Below are 19,076 nucleotides of genomic sequence, written 5' to 3'. Positions count from 1 at the left end.
CTTCGTGCCCACCAAAATTTGGCCCACCCCGACCCGTCGCGTTAAGGCCGGATTACTCATGCGCCAATGGATTGCCATCGGAGCCGCTGTTGGGCTCGTCGCTGTCACCCTCCCCATGTTGCGCAAGCAGGACACGCCTCTGGCGAACCTGCTCGCCAAACCCAAAGTGGAACATAGCGGCGGACCCGCGATCACTCGTGAGGTCACCCCGCCACCACTCACGGATATCGACCTTACACGAATCGACGATCGTGGCAGCGTTGCCATCGCGCCAGCTCATGTTGGCCGTCATGCCGAATTGACGGTCAATCCGAAGTATCAGCGCGCAGCCTTGGCGTTTCTGAGGCAAGGTCGCGTGCCCGAAGGAGCGGTCGTGATGACCGACATCAAGACCGGTCGCGTGCTCGTGTGGGCGAGCTACGTGGATCAGGGTGCGCTGCACGACGTTGCAGCCGAAGCGACGGCTCCGTCGGCGAGTGTTTTCAAGATCGTCACGGCGACGGCTTTGGTGGAGCAAGCGGGTCTCGGGCCCACCACCAAGCAGTGTTATTCGGGCGGCGAACACTCGATCAGCGCCAAGGACCTGCTCGACAACAAGCGCCGCGACAAGTGGTGCGCAACGCTCGCCCAAGCCATGGGGCGCAGCTTGAACACGGTCTTTGCGCGTCTCGCGGCCAGAAATCTCGACCGAACGCAGCTCACGGATACCGCGAACAAGCTCGGGTGGGGCGAAGACATTCCGTTTGACGTCAAAGTAGCTCAGAGCTCGATCACGCTTCCCGAGGATGACCTTGGGTTCGCTCGAACTGCGGCAGGTTTTTGGAACACCACGTTGTCACCGTTCCAAGGCGCCAACTTGGCGACGACGATCGCCAACGGTGGCGAAATGATCCGTTTGCACGTCGTGACGAGCGTCAAGGACAGCGAGGGCGAGATTTACCATGGCCCCACCGTGCGCATGCCGATCAAGCGTGTGATGAGCGAAGCGACGGCCAGTGCGATCACGACGATGATGAACGAGACCGTGAATTCGGGCACGAGCTACAAGTCGTTTCACGATCGAGCGGGGCGCGCGTACTTGCCCGACATTCACATTGCCGGCAAGACCGGAACGCTCACGAAACCCACGACAGAAGGGCCATTTTACACGTGGTGGGTAGGGTTTGCCCCCAGCGACAAACCCGAGATTGCTCTCTCCGTGCTCGTGGCCAATGGGGCCAAGTGGCGAGTGAAAGCGACGAACGTCGCCGCCGACATGCTTCGCGTCTACTTTGCCGACAAAGGCGCAAAGGGCGTGCGAAGCCCGTTCGATAACAGCCCCAGGGCACGCCGCTAATCAGTACACGGTGCGTGGGACGTCACGCGCCTCGAAACAAGCGCGGCAGCGCGCTTCGTACGACTCCGATCCACCCACGAGCACCGTCGTCGATTCGGCGATGAGGCGTTGCGAACGGCTCGCAGCGTGGCCGCACACGGCGCACACGGCGTGAACCTTCGTGACCTCTTCGGCGATGGCCATGAGGTCGGGCATGGGGGGAAAGGGCCGTCCCAAGTAGTCTTGATCGAGGCCTGCGGCGATGACGCGAAAGCCGCGTGAAGCGAGTCTGTCGCAGACTTCGACGATGCCTTTGTCGAAGAACTGAGCTTCGTCGATGGCGATGACTTCCGTGTCGTCGAGCACGCGTTCTTCGATGCTCGCACTCGAGTTGACCGCCACCGCTTCGACGCTGACGGCCTCGTGGCTGACGATGCGTTGCGCGTCGTAACGATTGTCGATGCGAGGTTTGAACGCTTGGACGCGTTGACGCGCGAGGATGGCGCGCTTGATGCGTCGAATGAGCTCTTCCGTTTTTCCGCTGAACATCGAACCGGTGATGACTTCGACCGAGCCGACCGGGCGAGCAGGTAGACCGCGCACGTCGCGAGACAGACCGCGGACGGACGCGCGAGGCAAGCAGAATGTGCAGCGACTGCGCAGCGCGTTGGATCTGCCCGCTCGGCGCGTCACGCGAGACGCATGCAAAAAGCGCGTGTGCACGTCGTACACGTCAACGTGCGTGCATCGTGCGTTCGAACGGACCGAGCCGTGCGTCGTCCGTGACGGACGCATCAAAAAGCGGCTTTTGCATTGTGCAACTTGTGCCCGGTCCAAACGGACATGCTAGGATGGCCGTCGTGCAAGTCGTGCTCCGCAAGCTTGGCCGTGGCACCCGCGCCGTCATCGGCAGGCTGGTACGTGCACCTCGTAAAGGGTCTGTCGTCGTGATCGAGTTTTCCGACGGCATGCACGAATACGTGACCACACCAGTCAAGCGAGTTCTTCGACTCGCAGGGCGCGATATTTTCTATATCGAGACCGTCAATTCTCGATATCGCCTCGAAGTTCGCAGCCGCGATCTGGCGTTCGACGGAGCGCTCAGCGGAAGCTGACCTCAAATCACGATTTTCGGCCATCGGCTGAGAAATCAACCGTCTGCCAGGCGGACATCGTTCACAGTCCTTGCGGCAACGCCCAAGGTTGGGCAGATTGGCGCACGTTTTTCCGGAGGAGTCACACGCGATGGGCTACAGGGATCGTCGAAAGTCACTGAAGATGAGGCGTCGTAAGGGCCAAGTGAAGAAGAAGGAACGCATCAAGCGTCGCAAGGCCGCACGCGCGACGGCTGAGACCACGCAGGCGAAGAAGCCGCGCACGGCCAAGGCCACCACTTCAGCCGCTTCCTGATTGCCCTCACCCCCCTGCGCAACAAACGGTTTGAAACCGGGCCAGATCCGAACGCTCGCTTCGCGCGCGTGGGACGCGCGCTGCGCGAGGCTGGTTTGCGATGGGGGTCCGGAGCCTCCCGGTGTTTGCCCTTCCACAAAAACCCGCAGGCTCGGCCCCATACCCCGATCTCGCCCACCGCAGGCAGAGGTCAGAACTTCTTTTTGCGCCGGGCCCGGGGGGCCCCGGCTGCCGTCTTCGGATCCACCAAGCAGGCTCTTATCACCACCCGTGCAGTCTTCCGTCACGAGCTGCCACGGGCCGGCACTCGTACGCCACTTCTGCACGACCTCCGTCGACCGCAAATCCGCTTCGTCGATGCGTTGCCATGCAACACGCACTTGCACGGTCGCCTCGGTGAGCCCGCTCATCTGCATGCCTTCGAGCTCGACGTCGACGATGCGCACACCGCTTTTCCATGCAGCGCGACGCTTCAGCCACTCTTCCTTGGCAGATGCGTTCACGTGATCGAGCGCGATGTCCATGCGGCCGAACCGCACGGCTCCGTTGTGCTCGTGGGCTGCATCCAAGAGCTTGTCGGTCGACGAACGGGTGGCGAAACAGCCACCGAGACCGGCAGCGAGGAAAGCGATACAGAGGATGCGGCGCACAGCCCAAGATGTTGCCGAAGGCGCCGAAAAGGCAAAGTTCTTGGCAAGAGAACGCCTCAAAACGCGCTCGAAGCTACGAAATACCACTGCCCTCCAGGAATGGCCTTCGCGCTGAAACCGCGGGCATACCCAAGGCGAAACTGCGCATCCAGGTAGTAACCGAGCGAGAAACCAAGCCACAGCTCGACACCGGCAGACGTGTGCAAGTCCGGCGAGTTGATGATGCTGTTGTTCGTGAAGAGCGAAATCGCGGACAGATCCAGCTCGTTGAAAGCGCCGCCGTAGTCCACGAAGACGTTGCCATCGATGCGACGAAGGTACAGCGGCAACGTCGACAACCCGCGATCGGGTTTGACGATGGGGAAGCGATACTCGACGTTTTGCAGGACAAACGCGCGACCCGCCAAGCTGCTTGGCGCGTAGCCGCGAAGCACGAATGATCCATCGTAGATGCCCGTGGTGATCGTATCGAGCAGCGTGTTCGACTCGAAGTCGTACCCGCCAACGTTGTAGTAGCCGTTTTCGGCGTACGTACCGCCAGCCACGCCTCCAGCGACGCGCAACGCGAGCGTGTGCAAGCCCGGCCAAGGCATCGGCACGTAGCCCGCGACGGCGCCGTCGAAGTTGTAGAGGGAAAAGTCACTACCCGTGGGCTGTCCGGCATATTCGACCGCAGCACGAAATGAAAACCCGCGGATCGCTCCTGCCGAATCGAGCGATCCTTCGACGTTCGTGAACGAATAATTCGCGCGCAGGGTGCTCATGACGCCACCGCGTGGGATGCGCGGAACCGTCGACGTCGGGTCGAGCTGCACCGAGGGCAACTCGCCGCGGAAGCCCGAGAAGGTGTAGGACAAACCCAGGAATTGGTCGGTAAAATCGCCTGGAATCGCGTACGAAAGCGCGGACGATATGCCGATCCCGCGTTCGTCGTATTTGATCCGTTGACCGTTCGCGATGAAGTTCTGCCGCGGAGCGACCGAGTGAAACAGGCGCACTCGCATGTTCATCGGCAGCCGGCGATACGCATACTCGAGCACCACCCGCGGGGCCGGCGCTGCAAAGTCCGCCGTGAGGCTTGCCCCAACTTCGTGAAACCCCGCGACATCGCTTCCCACCGCTTCGAGGCTCAGCGCCGCGTTGCCGTACGTTCCCGGCCCAAAGTTCACCGAGTAGTTGCGCGGCAGCACTGTTCCAAGCGGTTGGTAACGGCTCCACTTCATCGGCACGTGCTCGGGCGCTGGCGGCGGATCCGGGCGATCGGCTGGCGCGGGCAGCGCATCGAGAAAACGCGACGAATCGAGCTGCAATGCGTAAAGGTCGAAGCCCGTCGACGTGTAACCGACGTACACGAGCGTCTTGCCATTGGGGCTCAACGCAGGCTGATACGCTCCCATACGCACGTTGGTCACTTGGCGTAGCGATCGCTGGGCGATGTCGTACGCGTAGATGTTCGATATGCCCGTGCGATCCGAGGAAAAGTAGAGGACCTTGCCGTCGTTCGAAAAAACGGGGTTCGCGTCGATGGCGCGATCGCGCGTGATTTGCTCGAACGTTCCTTTGGCGACGTCGACGAGGCGAATGTCGCGGTAGCCGCCCGTCGTCCATGCGCTGTACGCGATGAAGCGCCCGTCGGGGGAAAACCGAGGCGTGTAGGCCTGTTCGAAACGAGCGCTCGGCACGAGGTCGCGCACGTTCGCGAGGCGCCCTTCGGCATCGACGTCGGCGATCTGCAAGTACGTCGTGCTCTTGGAGTTCACCGTGAAGGCGATTCGACGCCCGTCGGGGCTCACATCGGGCGCAGTCGCACGCATGCCCACGGTGAGCCGTTGGCGTTCGGGTTCGTCGCCGCGCGGTGCGGAAAACCCATGCTGGATGCGGAAGAGATCGTCGCGCCAATACACGATCTTCCACGGCGCGTTGCTGCTCGAATAGAGGTCGCCCGTCGGCGAAAACGACGACACGGACGAGCCTCGCGTGCGCACGAAGAGCTTGGGTTTGTCCGCGAGCGCGTCGTGCTTCGGCGAAAGCGCGACGCGGTAGATGCCCGGTCGAGCGTTGTAGTCGTCGCGCCAATAGACGAGCTCGTCAGCGTCCGATGATCGCGCCACGCGAGGGACGAACCGCGGGTACATCACGTTGCGACCGTGATGCGTGAGGCGCACACCTTCGCGCAGACCACGCGCTTCGACGGTCTTCATCTGCGCCGCGTAGCGAAGCCGCAAGTGAGCCTTGAAGCCCTCGAACAGCTCTTCGTACGTCTTGCCCGTCACGCGCCGGATCGACCGATTGATGGCCCAAGGAAACACCGTGCTGCCGTAGTCCGCGGACACGGAGCGCATCGTGTTCGGACCGTAGACGTCCGTGATCCATCCAAGAAATCGCGAACCGTATAGGTACCAAAGGTTGCCGTTCGGCCAGCGCAGCGGGCTCGACGAAACGGTGTCGAGGCCCGCGATGCGATCTTCGAGCACGTCGGCACGCATGTACATGTCGAAGAACGACGAGCGCATGCGACCGGCGCTCGTTTCACGGGATTCCGTGAGCGTCGCGAGGCCTTCGATGATCCACCGCGGCTGCACTTGGTTCGGCGCGTACGTCTTGCCGAGGATGGCGTTGATGATCGCGGCCGTGCCGGAGATGTTGTCGATGTGCAGGATGTGCGTGTGCTCGTGCGTGATGAGATCGAGCATCCAGTCGTCGTAGTCGCCGAGCACGGACAGATCTTCGGGCGCCGTTGCATAGAGACGAACCGTGTTGAACGGCAGCGCCGTGGCCGAACCGTTGGCCGAATCCACGTCGTCCGTCAGCACCACTTCCGTCTTGCCCTTCGGTGCGTAGGCGAGCGTGTGCTTCAAGCGTGCATGCACCGATTCGGAAATGCGCGCGACACGTTCGGCCAGGGGCGCGAGCGTATTTGGATGGTGCACGCGAAAATGCTTCGTTTCGACCGTGCGCCAATCCAAATCGGGATCGCCGATCGCCGATGCTCGAGCAGGCGCGAGCAGGACCGCGACGAGCGTGACGAGCGCCAGCGTGACTCGAAGACCCGCCGTGTTCGTCACAGGTCGTCGTAAAACATCGGCTCCCGATTGCGGGTGTACCGGTACACGAGTTGCCGGCCGTCGGGGCCGATTTGCGTGATGCGAGCGCCATAGCCCGGTTCGGACGAACCACCGGGTTCACGCGTCCACATGACCGTTGCGAGCGCGTAGAACTCGTAGTCGCCGGGCATGAGCACGTGCAGTTGCAGTTGCGTGCCGATCTTCGGGATGCTGTACGTCTCGACAAACAGGCCGCCATGTTCGATGACGTCGTTGCCGCCGAGTCCCCGGTAGAAGTTTGACACACTGCGCGTACCGAGGGCGACATCGAGCGTGCGCACGCCGGGAGGTGCGGGAGGCGCCGCGACCTTTTTCGGCGCGGCTTTGGGTTCGGGCGCAGGTTCCGCTGCTGCGGGTGCAGGCGCAGGTTTGGCGTGAACGACCGGCTGCGGAGCGGATTCAGGCTGCAGCGCGACGACGGGTTTGGCGTGAACGACCGGCTGCGGAGCGGGTTCAGGCTGGACTGCGACGACAGGTTTGGCGTGAACGACCGGCTGCGGAGCAGGTTCAGGCTGTGGCGCGACGACGGGTTTGGCGTGAACGACCGGCTGCGGAGCGGGTTCAGGCTGGACTGCGACGACAGGTTTGGCGTGAACGACCGGCTGCGGAGCGGGTTCAGGCTGCGGCGCGACGACGGGTTTGGCTTGAACGACCGGCTGCGGAGCTTGGGCGGGTCGCGGCGGTTCGACGTATTGCGCGACCGGCGCCTGAACGACGGGAGCGGGCGCTGGTCGAGGGGCCGGTTGAGGCACAGCAGCGACCGGCGCAGGCGCGGGTGCTGGTGCCGGAGCCGCAACAGGCGCTGGTGCGGGTGCCGGGGCCGCAGCAGGCGCTGGCGGGGGAACCGACGGTTGACCGCCTTTCCATCGTGCGAGCGCGTTGACCTTCGCCAGCGACGCTGCGACGGCTTCGAGCACGTCATCGGCTGCGGGATGACCACTGTCGATCGCCTGCACGTCCGCGAGAACCTTACGCACGTTCTTCAGGGCGATGTCGCGCCCATCCAGCATGGCGCCACCACCGCGCTCGATCTTGCGCAGAATCGTGATCGTTTGCGCGATGGGCTCTGCCGCATCGAACAACTCGTCGGGCGCGTCGTCGCAACTCTGTATGGCGTTGAGCGCTGCCGTCAGGCTATCTCGCGCCATTTTTGCAAGCTGAGCGGGTTCCACGAGTCGTCCTCCAGAAGCACGTCGAGTCGAATCGCGGGTCAGCCTAGCAAAGCCGTGCCCGAGAAAAAGAGGCGTGCGAAATCTTTGATCGACGCTTCTCGCCCATCGATCTCACCGCGCAACAAAACGATCGCTCCGTCGCCCGTACGAACGACCGCGCGATCCTGATCCACATACCCCTCGCCAGGTTCGAGCGCCGAGGGAAAACGGCTCGTTTGCTCTGCAGCGATCACTTGCACGAGCGATCCGTTGATCTCGGTCCATGCACCAGGAGCGGGGGCGAGAGCACGAATGTGCCGGAGTATGTGATCCGTCGGCCAGGACCAACGAATCGCGCAAGCCTCTTCATCCAGAAAGGGAGCTTCCGTTGCATGCTGTTCGTCCTGGGGTTTTTCCAGAACGACTTCGCCCCTCGAAAAACGGTTCACCGTGCGCCGCAAAGCTCGCAGCGACGGGCGATCCAAGGCGCGCGCCAAGTCCCACGCGTTCCAGCGTGGATCGATGGAAAGCCGCTCCTGATCCAGGATTGCACCCGTATCGTACTCGGCAGCGATGCGATGCACGGTGACGCCGGTCACGTCATCGCCGCTCTTGATCGCCCACGTCGTCGGATCCGGCCCTCGATGGCGCGGGAGCAGCGATGGATGCACGCCGATCCCTCCGAGCCGCGCAGCATCGACGATCTCCATGGGCAAGCGCGTCGTCCAAAACCAGCTCACGACGAGGTCAGGCGCGATGGCCCCGACGCGCGCGCGAAGTGCCGCATCGTTTGTCCTCGGCTTCACGACCACGCGGTCGTTGCCGAAAACGCGCCTGGCACGACGAAGCCCGAGCGCGTCTTTTCGGCACACGGCACACAGCTCGATCGAGTGACCGTCATGCGCGAGAAGCAGCGCGGCGAGCGGCAATCCGAAGAAGACGATTCGTAGCGGCATCGGGCTTCGTTACGCGCTGTTGCGCCCTCGTTGGCCGAAAAGTTTTCCACTTTTACGGGCCCTGGTAGCTATCGCCCTCATGGCGGCTTTTTCTCCGCGCAACCTGTTTCGACCGGCTCTCAGACCAGGGCATCGATTCGATCCTCTGGCAGCACCTCGACCCATCCTCGTCTTCGAGGATGTCCACAAGGCGTACCGCTCCGACCAACCCGTGCTCAAGGGTATGTCGCTCACGATCGAGCGGGGTGAGTTCGTCTTCATCACGGGGCCTTCGGGCTCGGGCAAGAGCACCTTATTGCGGCTCGTGCATCGGATCGAGCAGGCGGACGAAGGTCGCATTCTGTTTCTCGGTCGCGACATCAGTCGCCTCAAAGAAGAAGCAATCCCAGCCCTGCGACGCAACATCGGCTACGTCTTCCAAGACTTCAAGCTCGTTCCGAGCTGGACTGTCGCGGACAACGTCGCCGTCGCGCTCGAAGTCGTCGGCTTGCCTCCAAAGCTCGTCCGAGCACGCGTGGGCGAAGCGCTCGAGCGCGTTGGTCTCGCTGGACGCGGTGACGAACAAGCCAAACGCTTGTCGGGCGGCGAGCAACAACGCGTGGCGATCGCCCGAGCCATCGTCGGAGAACCGGCGCTCATTCTCGCGGACGAACCCACGGGCAACCTCGATCCTCAACTCGCCTTCGACATCCTCGGGCTCTTCGAGGACATCCACGAAACGGGCGCTACCGTTCTCTTTGCGACGCACGATCGCACGCTGCTCGATGTGCGCCCGCGTCGCGTGATCGTGCTCGAAGACGGTAAAGCCACCGATGCACCGAATGGGCTCGGCGCCGAAGATTCGGGCGAACACCTCGCGCTCAACTTGGTGGCGTAGGGAGTAGTTTCATGTCGAATGATCGATACAGCGTGCGCGTGCCGATGCGAGCCTGGCGACCTGGGCGCGGTGACATGCGCACCCACCTGCACACGATTTTTTCTCTGGCCGTCGCCTTCGTTTGTCTCGCAGCATCGCTGCTCGTCGTGACAAACCTTTCCGCCGTGCGCGAGCGTTGGTCTCACGCGGGCCGAGCCACGGTGTATCTGCGCGACAACGCGACGGACCAGGAAGTCACCGAGCTCATCGCAGCGCTCGAAAAAACCCAAGGAATCCGGCGCGTTCGTCACGTCACGAGCGCGCAGGCGCGTCGCGAAGTCGTCGTGGACGAGACGGACTCGGCCCTTGCGTCGCTTCCTGCAAGCGCGTTTCCCGCGTCGCTCGAGCTTGGATTCACCGACGAAGTCGCCGATCAAGACTTGCAAGCCATCGCGCTCAAGCTCCAAGCGCTTCCAGCGGTCGAGACCGTCGAGACGTACAGGCGCTGGACCGAACGCCTCTCGTCGCTGTTGAGCGGCGGCGTCACCGCGAGTGCTGCGCTGGCGATCGTCGTCATGTGCGCCGTCTTCAGCGTCATCAGCTCCACGATGCGCCTGCTCCTCAGCCGGCGTCGCATCGAAGTCGAAGTGCTACGCTTGGTTGGAGCGACAAACTCGTTTGTGCGCCAACCGTTCGTGATCGAAGGAGCCATGCAGGGAGCAGCGGGCGCTGCGGCGGCAATTGCGCTGCTTGGCATGCTCTTCATGCTCGTTCGAGGTCGCTTCGATCAGGAGCTTGCGAACTTGCTCGGCCTTTCGCCTTCGTTTTTGCCTTGGACCGTCAGCGTGGGATTCGTGTTGCTCGGCGGACTCCTCGGTGCGACCACCGCACTCGTCAGCCTCCGCCGGATGGGGCCCGTGTGACATGAAACGTCGTACATCGTTCGCTTTGGTGATGCTGCTGGCGCTCGTCTCGAGCGCTGCGAGCGGGAGCAGCCCGATCGATGGATCGCCTGTGCGTGCGTCTCACGCCGTTTCGGATTTCGAGCGCTTGATCTTGCGAATCGACGACGAACAGCGAGCTCTCCAAGCTGAGCTCGTGACGATCGATCCGCGCCTCGAAACCGTGCGCAAACGCATGCTCGCGCGTGGCCGAGCTTATTACCGCCACGTGCATGCGGGCCTTTTGCCCGTGGGCGAAGGTTTCGATGCACTCGTCGATCACGCGGCGAAAGTCGAGCGAGTACGCCGGGCTCTCGAACGCGACATCGCGCAAGAAGCTGATCTCATCAAACGAAAAGACGTGATTCGCCAGCGTCTCGAACGCCTCGCTGCCGAACGAGCACCGCTCGACGTGCAGCGCGAGGCCATGCTGCGCGCCAAACGAGCGCTCGATGCCGAGGAAGAGCGACGAGCCGCGTTTGCTCGGGCGTTCGAATCGTCGACGAGGCCCGACTACGTAGCGATTTACGGAGCGGACTCGGGGCCTCGCGACGGTGACACGCGCCTTGACTTTGCCGCACAGAAAGGGCGCCTACATTTCCCCGTGGCCGGCCGAGCTGAAGTTCGTCGGTCGAACAGGCATGGGGTGAGCGGCATCGAGCTTGTGACTCAGCTTGCAGCCGCTGTGCGTAGTGTGGCGGCTGGCCATGTCGTGTTTGCCGATCGTTATGATGCGTACGGTCTAACGGTCATTGTGGATCATGGTGATCGTTATTACAGCGTATACGCGAATCTTGGCGGAACGGATGCTCGAGTGGGCGACAAGATTGCGGCGGGGGCGCGTGTGGGCACGTCGCCGTCGGCGGGACAGAGCGAGGCGGTGTATTTCGAGATTCGGCGCGGATCGGTACCGGAGGATCCTGGGCCTTGGCTGGGGATGTGATTTCGGCGTTGGGCGCATCGTAACGCCATTGCAAAATCATTGCGGATGCCGTCGAATTAGACGACGCAATGGTATACTCGGACGAACCAATTTCTTCCTGTTTGCGCGGTTTTCTGCTGGACAGTCGCCGGGTTGTGTGCGACACTTTCTCGTATGGCCAGCGCCGCTGAACGAATCCTGTCTGCACCGAAGAGGAGTCCTGCGTCCGACCAAGCGTCACGAGGAGCGTTCACTTGCGGGTCGCCAATGGCGGGATCTTGCCAAGTCGGGATGGTCGTATGAGCACAGACGCGGTCGCCGTAGGGATGGTCCGCGTTCTGAAATGACTCGCATGGCCGACGGGCTCGATTCGCACCTCGGACATGCGCATCTGCGTCCCCACGTCAGGGCGAGGTATCCAAGAATGTCAGGTCCGTTGTGTGCGGGCGTCCTGAATGTGAGTGGTGATAACCGCCAGCATCCTGGCCAATCTCGCGTATCGTGGTGGAAGGTGCTGTCGGAATCTAAAACCGCCGACCCATGGTCGCGGCGATAATTTGCTGCATCCAAACGATCCCGCCGTCGGCATTACTGCGCTCGCTCCGCAGGCTTGGCGAGGTATTCACGCGGCAGGATGATGGATCGTGGGTTCTGCGTACGTACGAGGCTGGACAGCGCGTTGCGCTTTCTGCAATCGACTGCGAAATCGACGTGGACCAGGTCTACGCGAATGTATTCGATTCCGCGGAAAGCGCCTGACGCGTCCGCTTTTCCGCAATCGTCCCAGCCTGTTCCAAAAGCAGCCGCGCATTCGGTGCAATCGCTTCCTCCAGCGCATCCGCCGTAGCGCGATCCATTTCCGCAGCCGTCAGCCTTCCAAAATGCCGCCACGCAACTTCATCAATGCCCACCGCATCGGCATTCCGGTGTGCTCGCACCTTCCGCATTCCCTCGTCGAACGCTCGAGCCACCGCCGCTCGCACCGGCGCACCTCCCATCGATAGCGCCCACGCCACGAATCGCCACGCCAATGCCGCGTGCGCCTCTTCGTCCTCCGCAATGCGCAAAAGCGCCCGCCGTGCGTCCTCGTCTTTCGCCACATCGAGCTGCGCGCGCGCCGTCAGCGCCGCAATGGTTTCTCCAATGCAACCCTCGATCACCGCAAAACCCGCGCATTCGGCAAGCGAAGTCCCTCGCAATGCGCCCGCCATATCGAGCGGCCCTGGCCCGTGAGCTTGTCCCGAAAAACGCGACGCCAGCGCAAAACAAAGCCGCGCATGCTCCACTTCGTCGAGCGACGCCAATTGCGATGCCGCGACGAGATCGGCCGGCGCACCGAGCGCCAAGAGCTCCAGCGTGAACCGCGCAAACGACGCCACCGAAGCATGCTCCATTTGCGCATCCGCGCGCCACGCATCCGCGAGCGCCCCGCGCGTGACGTCATCGATGTCGTTTGTCTCGGACGACCAATCTGCACACCAATCGTCGCGCTCGGTCGTATCGGCGACGCGCGCATGACCATCAATGGTAAAGGCTCGGCCGCAGCACGGTCCCTCGCAGAAGTAATAACAACAAAGATCCCCTTCGATTTCCGGACCCGCCACGCCGGGATTGCAACACCCGTTTCGCGCCATCGAGGGGTCGGGGCATTCCGTGAACATGACGTATCCGCCGTCAGGCGGACCCGCGTCGGGATCGAGCGGTTCGCCGGGCGGAAAATTGAGCGCATTTTCCAATTGTTCCAGCGTGAAGCATTGCCGGACTGGCGCGTCTCCCGAAAAGCACATCGGTGCACCCGAGCTCGATCCGCTCGATCCGCTCGATCCGGACCCGCTGCCCCCACTGCCGGACGTCGATCCCCCCTCCGACACTTCGCTCCCGCATCCAATGATTGCAGACGCGCTGGCGAGGCCCGTAGCAAAAAGAAGTGACGCAAGACGAATTCCCAATTGTTTGGCGTGATGCATGAAAACCTCCAAGCAAGCGTGCTCTTCGATGATGCCTGGAATGTCGATTCCGCGCAACCGCGATGTACCGAACTTGGCATCATTCTTTTCGTCTGTCACAATGCACGCACATTGCGTTCCGCCGACTCGCTCCTGCTAACTCGTCGCAACCTCCTTGCAGCCCTTGGTGGGCTTTCATTGGCTGGCTGCCGAAAATCCGCTCCTCCCACTTCGACGGCGGATGGCCGGTGGCGTGACCTTTCGTTTCCGCCCCCCGACGAGCAACGTGCCCTTTTGCTCGTGCCGCCGTCATCGCATCCCTTGCCCGTCCTCGTTGCATTGCATGGTCGCGGAGAATCCGGCCGAGGGCTCGAAGTGGGCGCGAAAGCTTGGCGTGATGATTATGGCCTCGACAAACTCGATACGCGCCTGCGCGCAGGATCGCTCACGGCGGCAGATCTTGGCGAAATGGTTCTCCCGGACAGACTCGGGCGGCTCAATGAATCATTGAAAAAGAATCCCTACGAAGGGCTCGTCGTGGCGTGTCCATATACGCCCGACCTGAAAGATCGTTCGCCGAACGGAGCAGCTCCATTTGCTCAATTCGTGCGAGAATCGCTGCTTCCGCGCGCGCGGACCGAAAGCAAGAGCTCGTCCACACGAGAAAACACGGGAATCGATGGCGTGAGTATGGGAGGCCGCCTGGCCTTGCTCGTCGGCTTTTTGCATGCCGATGTCTTTGGCGCCGTAGGAGCTTTGCAGCCTGCCATCAAAGTCGAAGAGGCGCCCATGTTTGCAGCGATGGCCAAGCGCGCGACGCACGGCAAAAAACTCGCCATTCGCCTCGTGTCGAGCGACGGTGATCCGTTTTTGGGGGCCGTTCGAGCTCTCTCGAAGGCGCTCGAAGATTTGTCCGTTCCGCACGACCTCGTCGTGACGCCCGGACCGCACGATTACGCGTGGAATCGAGGTCCCGGTGGGGCAGAAATGTTGCTGTGGCACGAGCGCGTGCTTCGAGGGCTACCGGGGCCCTGAACGTCGATTACGCCGGTCGATTGCGCTGCACCTGCAAATACCGCGTTTCCGGATTTTCGCGCCGCCAAATCACCGCATCCATGCAGTAGTGGTGGATGTTCACGAATGCGAAAAGCGCCGCGAAGCACGGCGTCGGTCCAATCGGATCCAATTCGCCCTTCGCCAATCGTGAACCAATCAGCGTGTCGAAAATCTCCGGGCCGATGTGAAAGAAGAACCAACCGAGCGCGAGCGCCGATACGGCCAGTCCCAAAAGGCGCGACGTCGCCGATCGCTCGAAATGCGGCGGTCCTTCTCGTTCGCGCGCCTTGTTTCCTTCGAGCAGCCAAACGAAATACAAATACTGGATCGAATGCAGCGCTGGGATCATGTAGAGCAGCAGCGGATCGGCATTCGAAAAAATGAGCCACGGCCAGACGCTGCACAAAAGCGCCGTGAGCGGCGTCAAAATGGGCAATCGTCCGTCGCGTTTCCACTTGCTCACGAAGACCCACACGAGCGGCGGGATGGTCGCGAGAAACAAAACCGTCGCGACCTGATCGAGCCCTCGTGGATGCGGCAGTGTCACATACCAAATTCCCTTTTCCGACGAAGTATGACCAATGTCCCGCGGCGTCGCCCACGCGTACATCCAACCTGCATAACAATGTCCCAAAATGGCCCATCGCTCGGCTTTGTCGAAACGTACGCCTCGACGTGCCGACAAGACCGAGAACACGCCAAACCCTTGTTTGACGTAATGCCAGCCTACCAGGAAAAACATGAGCTGGATCATCAAACCCATCGAATATGCCGATCGCAAAACCAGGGCAGAAATGCCCCAAGCAATCAGCCCGACCGGTGCGACGAACCCGGCAAGCCAATACCGAATTTTTTGCGTTGCAGAAAACTCGTTTCCGAATGCTCGTGCGCGGATGTTTTTGTAAAATAAAAAATACGTTACGGCGAAATGCGGGTCGTTGATGACGAACGCCGCGGCGAACATCGCAAAGGAAATGATGTATTCGGTCGGTTCGAGGTCGAATGCTTTTCGCAAAATCCAGGACAGTGGGTAGAGAAACGGCGTCAGGCCACCCACCGCCGCGAACTCGCCGAGCCCGCTCGCCCAAGCTCGAGGGCGCGGTGCATCAGCGAAAGGCGGTGCCGTCGTCACGGTCGTCATGACGGGAGAATATCATTGTGTTGTCTTTTTTGCCGAACGTGCGGCGGACTTTCCGTCGCGTTCGGCTCATCAAAAGGCGTGCTCTCGCGCGTCGTGACCATCGATCCCGACAGCATCCAGCGCCGTTTTTGGCGGTCCTCGCACCAAAACCCGAAAGCATGGTAAGGCGTGAGCGTGGGCGATCCGTCGATGCGCAACATGCGCGCTCCCGTGGGCGCGGAAGCGTCGGGCTACGAGGTCATTCTCCGGCCGCTCGAAGCTGCATTCAGTCGAAGGCGTGGCGATTTGCGACGGTTTGGGGGCAAAGCATCGAGCCTCGGACGTCTCGTGCGCGATGGACTGCCGGTTCCTCGAGGCTGGGCTCTAGCCGCTGAACACTTCGATGCGCTTTCTCGAGACACGCTTCCTCGAGGGCATGATCTGCCGACGCTCATCAAGCTTGCGGGCAGTCGTGTGGGCATCGATCGCGCCGCACGCGCGCGGGACCGCATCCAAGAAACGCCGCTCGAACCGGCCATCGTAGCAGCGCTGCAAGCGCTTTGGGCCGAGGTCGAGAGCTTTGCACCGTGGGGCCTTGCCGTGCGTTCGAGCGCCACGTGCGAAGACGCTGCGGAGACGAGCTTTGCGGGGCTGGCGACGACGGTGCTCGGTGTTCGCGGTCCCGAGGCGCTCGCGGCGGCGATCAAGCAGGTCTGGGCCAGCTTGTTTTTGCCGCGCGCGCTCGACTACCTGGCTCACGCGGCGATACGCGATGTCTCCATGGCCGTCGTGATTCAGGTCATGGCGCATGCAGAATCCGCTGGAGTTCTATTCACCGCTCCACCACCGGGTTTGGCCGGGCCACATTGGGGCGAGCATGAGCGGCTCATCAACGCCACATGGGGCCTCGGTGCTCCCGTCGTCGAAGGCGCAATGCCCACCGATTCCGTGCGTCTTGCGCAAGATGGATCCGTCGTCGCGACGTCCATCGTGGACAAACCTCGCGCCGTCGTCGTCGGTTCGCATGGTCTGGAAGAAGCAGCCATTGCGGCGGAGCAAGTATCGCGGCCGGCGCTTTCGTCCGTCGCGATCCAAGAGCTTGGAGCGCTTGCCAAACGATTGGAACAAGGTGGCAGTGGTCCTTTCGACGTCGAGTTTGCCGTGGAACGAACGCTCGAAGGCATCGAGCGCGTCGTGGTGCTTCAAGTTCGGCCGATCGGCGGCGGAGGTTTTCCCGAAGGCGGCGATGCAACGACCGTGTGGTCACGAGCAAACGTCGGGGAAGCATTGCCTGGTGCAGCCACGCCGCTCACGTGGTCGATTGCGCGAAAATTTTCGGAGAAAGGTTTTCGAGAAGCGTTCGCGGCGCTTGGATGTCGCGTGCCGCGAGGCGCGCACCTCGTGACCAACGTGCACGGTCGGTTTTACTTGAACCTGTCGCGGTTCATGCAGATCTCGGCGCAAGTGCCGTTTTTGACGCCCAGAGCGCTTCTTCAAGTGAGTGGTGGAGCGAGCGACGCGGCGATTGCGCTGCTCGAAAAGCAAACGGAAGACGTCTCGTCACGACGCTTCATTTCGCGCTTGCCGCTCGTCGCACCGCGCCTCATCGCACGTCAAGCGCGTCTCGAACACGAAGTGCGCGCGTACGAAAAAGATGCCGATCGCGCGCGCCGATCGCTGCTCGAGATGGATCTCGGCATCCTGCCCGACGACGCGCTCGTCACGACGCTCAACACCGCCAGTGCGCTGCTCGATCGCACCGGCACGCTGATGCTCGAATGCGCTTCGGCGTCGCTTGCTGCGCACCTCGCGCTTGCACGGTTGCTCGATCAAGTGGCGGCTCGACGAACGTCCGTGCGTGACGACGTGACGCTGGGCGATGCGACGATCTTGCTCGATGGCGTCACGACCGGAGCGTCGCTTGCACAAGCCCTCACGGGTGGCGTGCGTGAGCTCGACAGTGCTGCTCCCGGTGTGGCGTTGGCGCGGCTTGCCGAAGTCGTTCGAAACGATCCTACGGCGCGCGAATTGCTACTTGCAGGAACCGTTCGAGGTCCAAGTGATTTGCCCGAAGGCAATACGCGTCGGGCGCTCGAACGATTCTTGGACCTGTATGGCGATCGCGCCGTGCGGGAAGCCGAGTTAGCGACACCGCGTTGGCGTGAAGATTCGCAGCCCGTGATTTCGATGCTCGTGTCGTCGCTTCGCGCATCCGAAGGCGAAGCGGACCGAGCTTTGGCGCGTGCACGAGCTCTTTCGGATCGCGAGATGGCGCAGCTCGAAACGCGCCTGGGCCCGGTGCAGATGTATGCCGTCCGAACGCTCGTGAACCGTACGCAGCAGTTCACGCGTCTGCGCGAACGCATGCGCACGTGGGTCACGCGCGTGCTGGGCATGCTGCGCGTGATCGCGCTCGATGTGGATCGCCGGTTGCGCCGCATCGATCCCACGCTGCCCGAGGGAGCCGTTTTCTTTTGCACCTTCGACGAGCTCGTGCAGGCGCTTCGTAGTGGCCACGCAGATGTGGGTCACGTCGTGCGTTTGCGCCGTGCCGAATACCTTCGCGATGCAGCAAGGCCCGATCCGCCGCCGACGTTCATTGGAAGGCCGCCGCCCGTGCAGATTCCGCCGCCTGCTGGCAAGCACCTCAAGGGTTTGCCCGCGTCGAGCGGCGTGGTCGAAGGCCGCGCGCGTGTGCTTGCGCCCGGCACGACGGACCTCGATGCCGTCCGCGCTGGCGAAGTGCTCGTTGCTCGCACGACCGACATTGGCCTGTCGCCGCTTTTCCTCGTGTCGGCAGCCGTCGTGACCGAGCTTGGCGGGCCGCTTTCACACGCAGCCGTCGTGGCGCGCGAATACGGCGTTCCTGCGGTCGTGAACGTTGCAGGTGCAACCGTTGCCATTCGTACGGGGGACCTCGTGCGGGTCGATGGTGACCGAGGCACGGTTGAAATCTTTGGCCCAAGTGGCAAGCCGAGCGAACCGTGAAGCTGCATCGTTTCGCACTCGCTCTCGTGCTGGGTATTGCATTGGCAATTCCCGCGGCGCTTTCGCTGGCCGATCCGCCGCGAGCTGGTTACGCGCCCGATCCAGCGCCCGTTGCATCGAAGAAACAGTGGGTGTTCGAGGTTCCGGTTCGTCAGGGAAAACCGTCGCTCGGCAGCGTGCGTGCGGTCGTTCTGGACAAACCTGCACCCACGGCGCGACACATGGGGCGATTTGCGTTGGAATTTTGGATTGGCAAGGAGCTGATCGATCGGGTTCGTTTCGACGTACCGCTGCTCGAAGATCCTACGAAACGAAAGAATCGTCGTTGGGGCTCGCCGGAGTTCATGGTGAACACGCGGCTCTCCGTGCGGCTTGCGGATAGCCCTCGAGCCGCGTCCGTGGTGTTCGTCGATCGAGCTACGGGGGAAGCGCAGCATTTCGCCTGGCCTCCAGGATCCGACGGGCGTCTTTCGCCACTACCGCAGCCCGCTGTTTCGTCGAAGGACGCAGGGCCCGACGCTACGGCGAAAGCTCGTGATGCGGCGCCGATCGGCGATGCGTCGAGCGGCGATGCCTCGATCGGCGATGCGTCGGGCGACGCGCGCTAATTTGCTGGAAGCTGCAGCGGTTGGTTCCATGCGTCGCGCACCTGCGATAGTCT

Annotated in this window: 15 protein-coding genes; 8 read left to right on the top strand and 7 right to left on the bottom strand. The window is 62.3% G+C overall.

The window, feature by feature from the left end:
* The first annotated feature begins 58 nt into the window (after positions 1-58).
* On the top strand, positions 59-1,336 hold the full coding sequence (locus IPM54_15090; GenBank protein MBK9261119.1) for a penicillin-binding protein: 1,278 nt from the start codon (positions 59-61) through the stop codon (positions 1,334-1,336).
* Here IPM54_15090 and IPM54_15085 read toward each other — a convergent pair whose 3' ends face one another.
* Positions 1,337-2,110 (bottom strand): thymidine kinase, encoded by a 774-nt coding sequence (locus IPM54_15085; GenBank protein MBK9261118.1) that lies wholly within the window; start codon positions 2,108-2,110, stop codon positions 1,337-1,339. It lies immediately after the preceding gene.
* A 65-nt stretch (positions 2,111-2,175) separates the two neighbouring features.
* Here IPM54_15085 and IPM54_15080 point away from each other — a divergent pair, with 65 nt between their 5' ends.
* Positions 2,176-2,430 carry a hypothetical protein gene (locus IPM54_15080; protein MBK9261117.1) on the top strand — a complete coding sequence of 85 codons (255 nt, stop codon included), beginning with the start codon at positions 2,176-2,178 and terminating at the stop codon, positions 2,428-2,430.
* Positions 2,431-2,565: 135 nt separating this feature from the next.
* On the opposite strand, the gene IPM54_15075 is transcribed toward IPM54_15080, so the two are convergent.
* From IPM54_15075 to IPM54_15060, 4 genes are read right to left on the bottom strand one after another with little or no spacing between them, the layout of a single operon-like run.
* Positions 2,566-3,375: a hypothetical protein gene (locus IPM54_15075; protein MBK9261116.1), complete on the bottom strand. Its 810-nt coding sequence runs from the start codon at positions 3,373-3,375 to the stop codon at positions 2,566-2,568.
* 56 nt (positions 3,376-3,431) lie between these two features.
* The gene (locus tag IPM54_15070; protein ID MBK9261115.1) at positions 3,432-6,440 is read right to left on the bottom strand and encodes a PD40 domain-containing protein; all 3,009 of its coding nucleotides are present in this window, start codon (positions 6,438-6,440) and stop codon (positions 3,432-3,434) included.
* Positions 6,437-7,651 carry a hypothetical protein gene (locus IPM54_15065; protein ID MBK9261114.1) on the bottom strand — a complete coding sequence of 405 codons (1,215 nt, stop codon included), beginning with the start codon at positions 7,649-7,651 and terminating at the stop codon, positions 6,437-6,439. The genes IPM54_15070 and IPM54_15065 overlap by 4 nt, the downstream gene beginning before the upstream one ends.
* Before the next feature lie 38 nt (positions 7,652-7,689).
* Positions 7,690-8,586, bottom strand: a complete 897-nt coding sequence (locus IPM54_15060; GenBank protein ID MBK9261113.1) for a hypothetical protein — start codon at positions 8,584-8,586, stop codon at positions 7,690-7,692.
* 79 nt (positions 8,587-8,665) lie between these two features.
* Between IPM54_15060 and ftsE the strand changes: the two genes are divergently transcribed.
* Genes ftsE through IPM54_15045 form a run of 3 tightly spaced genes read left to right on the top strand, consistent with a single transcriptional unit; the run spans position 8,666 to position 11,326 of the window.
* Positions 8,666-9,463 (top strand): cell division ATP-binding protein FtsE, encoded by a 798-nt coding sequence (ftsE, locus tag IPM54_15055; protein ID MBK9261112.1) that lies wholly within the window; start codon positions 8,666-8,668, stop codon positions 9,461-9,463.
* A gap of 11 nt (positions 9,464-9,474) precedes the next feature.
* Entirely contained in the window at positions 9,475-10,365 is an 891-nt protein-coding gene (locus tag IPM54_15050) for an ABC transporter permease (GenBank protein ID MBK9261111.1), read from the top strand.
* 1 nt (position 10,366) lies between these two features.
* Positions 10,367-11,326 carry a peptidoglycan DD-metalloendopeptidase family protein gene (locus IPM54_15045; GenBank protein ID MBK9261110.1) on the top strand — a complete coding sequence of 320 codons (960 nt, stop codon included), beginning with the start codon at positions 10,367-10,369 and terminating at the stop codon, positions 11,324-11,326.
* A gap of 701 nt (positions 11,327-12,027) precedes the next feature.
* Here the strand turns inward: IPM54_15045 and IPM54_15040 are convergent.
* A complete protein-coding gene (locus tag IPM54_15040; protein ID MBK9261109.1) occupies positions 12,028-13,371 on the bottom strand; it encodes a ferritin-like domain-containing protein in 1,344 nt (447 codons plus the stop codon).
* On the opposite strand from IPM54_15040, the gene IPM54_15035 reads away from it, so the two are divergent.
* Positions 13,267-14,286, top strand: a complete 1,020-nt coding sequence (locus IPM54_15035; GenBank protein ID MBK9261108.1) for an esterase — start codon at positions 13,267-13,269, stop codon at positions 14,284-14,286. The genes IPM54_15040 and IPM54_15035 overlap by 105 nt on opposite strands.
* Before the next feature lie 7 nt (positions 14,287-14,293).
* Here IPM54_15035 and IPM54_15030 read toward each other — a convergent pair whose 3' ends face one another.
* Positions 14,294-15,448: a hypothetical protein gene (locus tag IPM54_15030; GenBank protein ID MBK9261107.1), complete on the bottom strand. Its 1,155-nt coding sequence runs from the start codon at positions 15,446-15,448 to the stop codon at positions 14,294-14,296.
* Positions 15,449-15,637: 189 nt separating this feature from the next.
* On the opposite strand from IPM54_15030, the gene IPM54_15025 reads away from it, so the two are divergent.
* Both IPM54_15025 and IPM54_15020 read left to right on the top strand, forming a co-directional pair.
* Positions 15,638-18,415, top strand: a complete 2,778-nt coding sequence (locus tag IPM54_15025) for a phosphoenolpyruvate synthase (GenBank protein MBK9261106.1) — start codon at positions 15,638-15,640, stop codon at positions 18,413-18,415.
* On the top strand, positions 18,412-19,023 hold the full coding sequence (locus IPM54_15020) for a hypothetical protein (GenBank protein ID MBK9261105.1): 612 nt from the start codon (positions 18,412-18,414) through the stop codon (positions 19,021-19,023). The genes IPM54_15025 and IPM54_15020 overlap by 4 nt, the downstream gene beginning before the upstream one ends.
* The last annotated feature ends 53 nt before the right edge of the window (positions 19,024-19,076 follow it).

The organism is Polyangiaceae bacterium, assembly GCA_016715885.1.
Lineage (GTDB): Bacteria > Myxococcota_A > Polyangia > Polyangiales > Polyangiaceae > Polyangium.
Note: the sequence above shows the minus strand (reverse complement) of the source record. Positions and strands in the feature narration are given on the sequence as shown.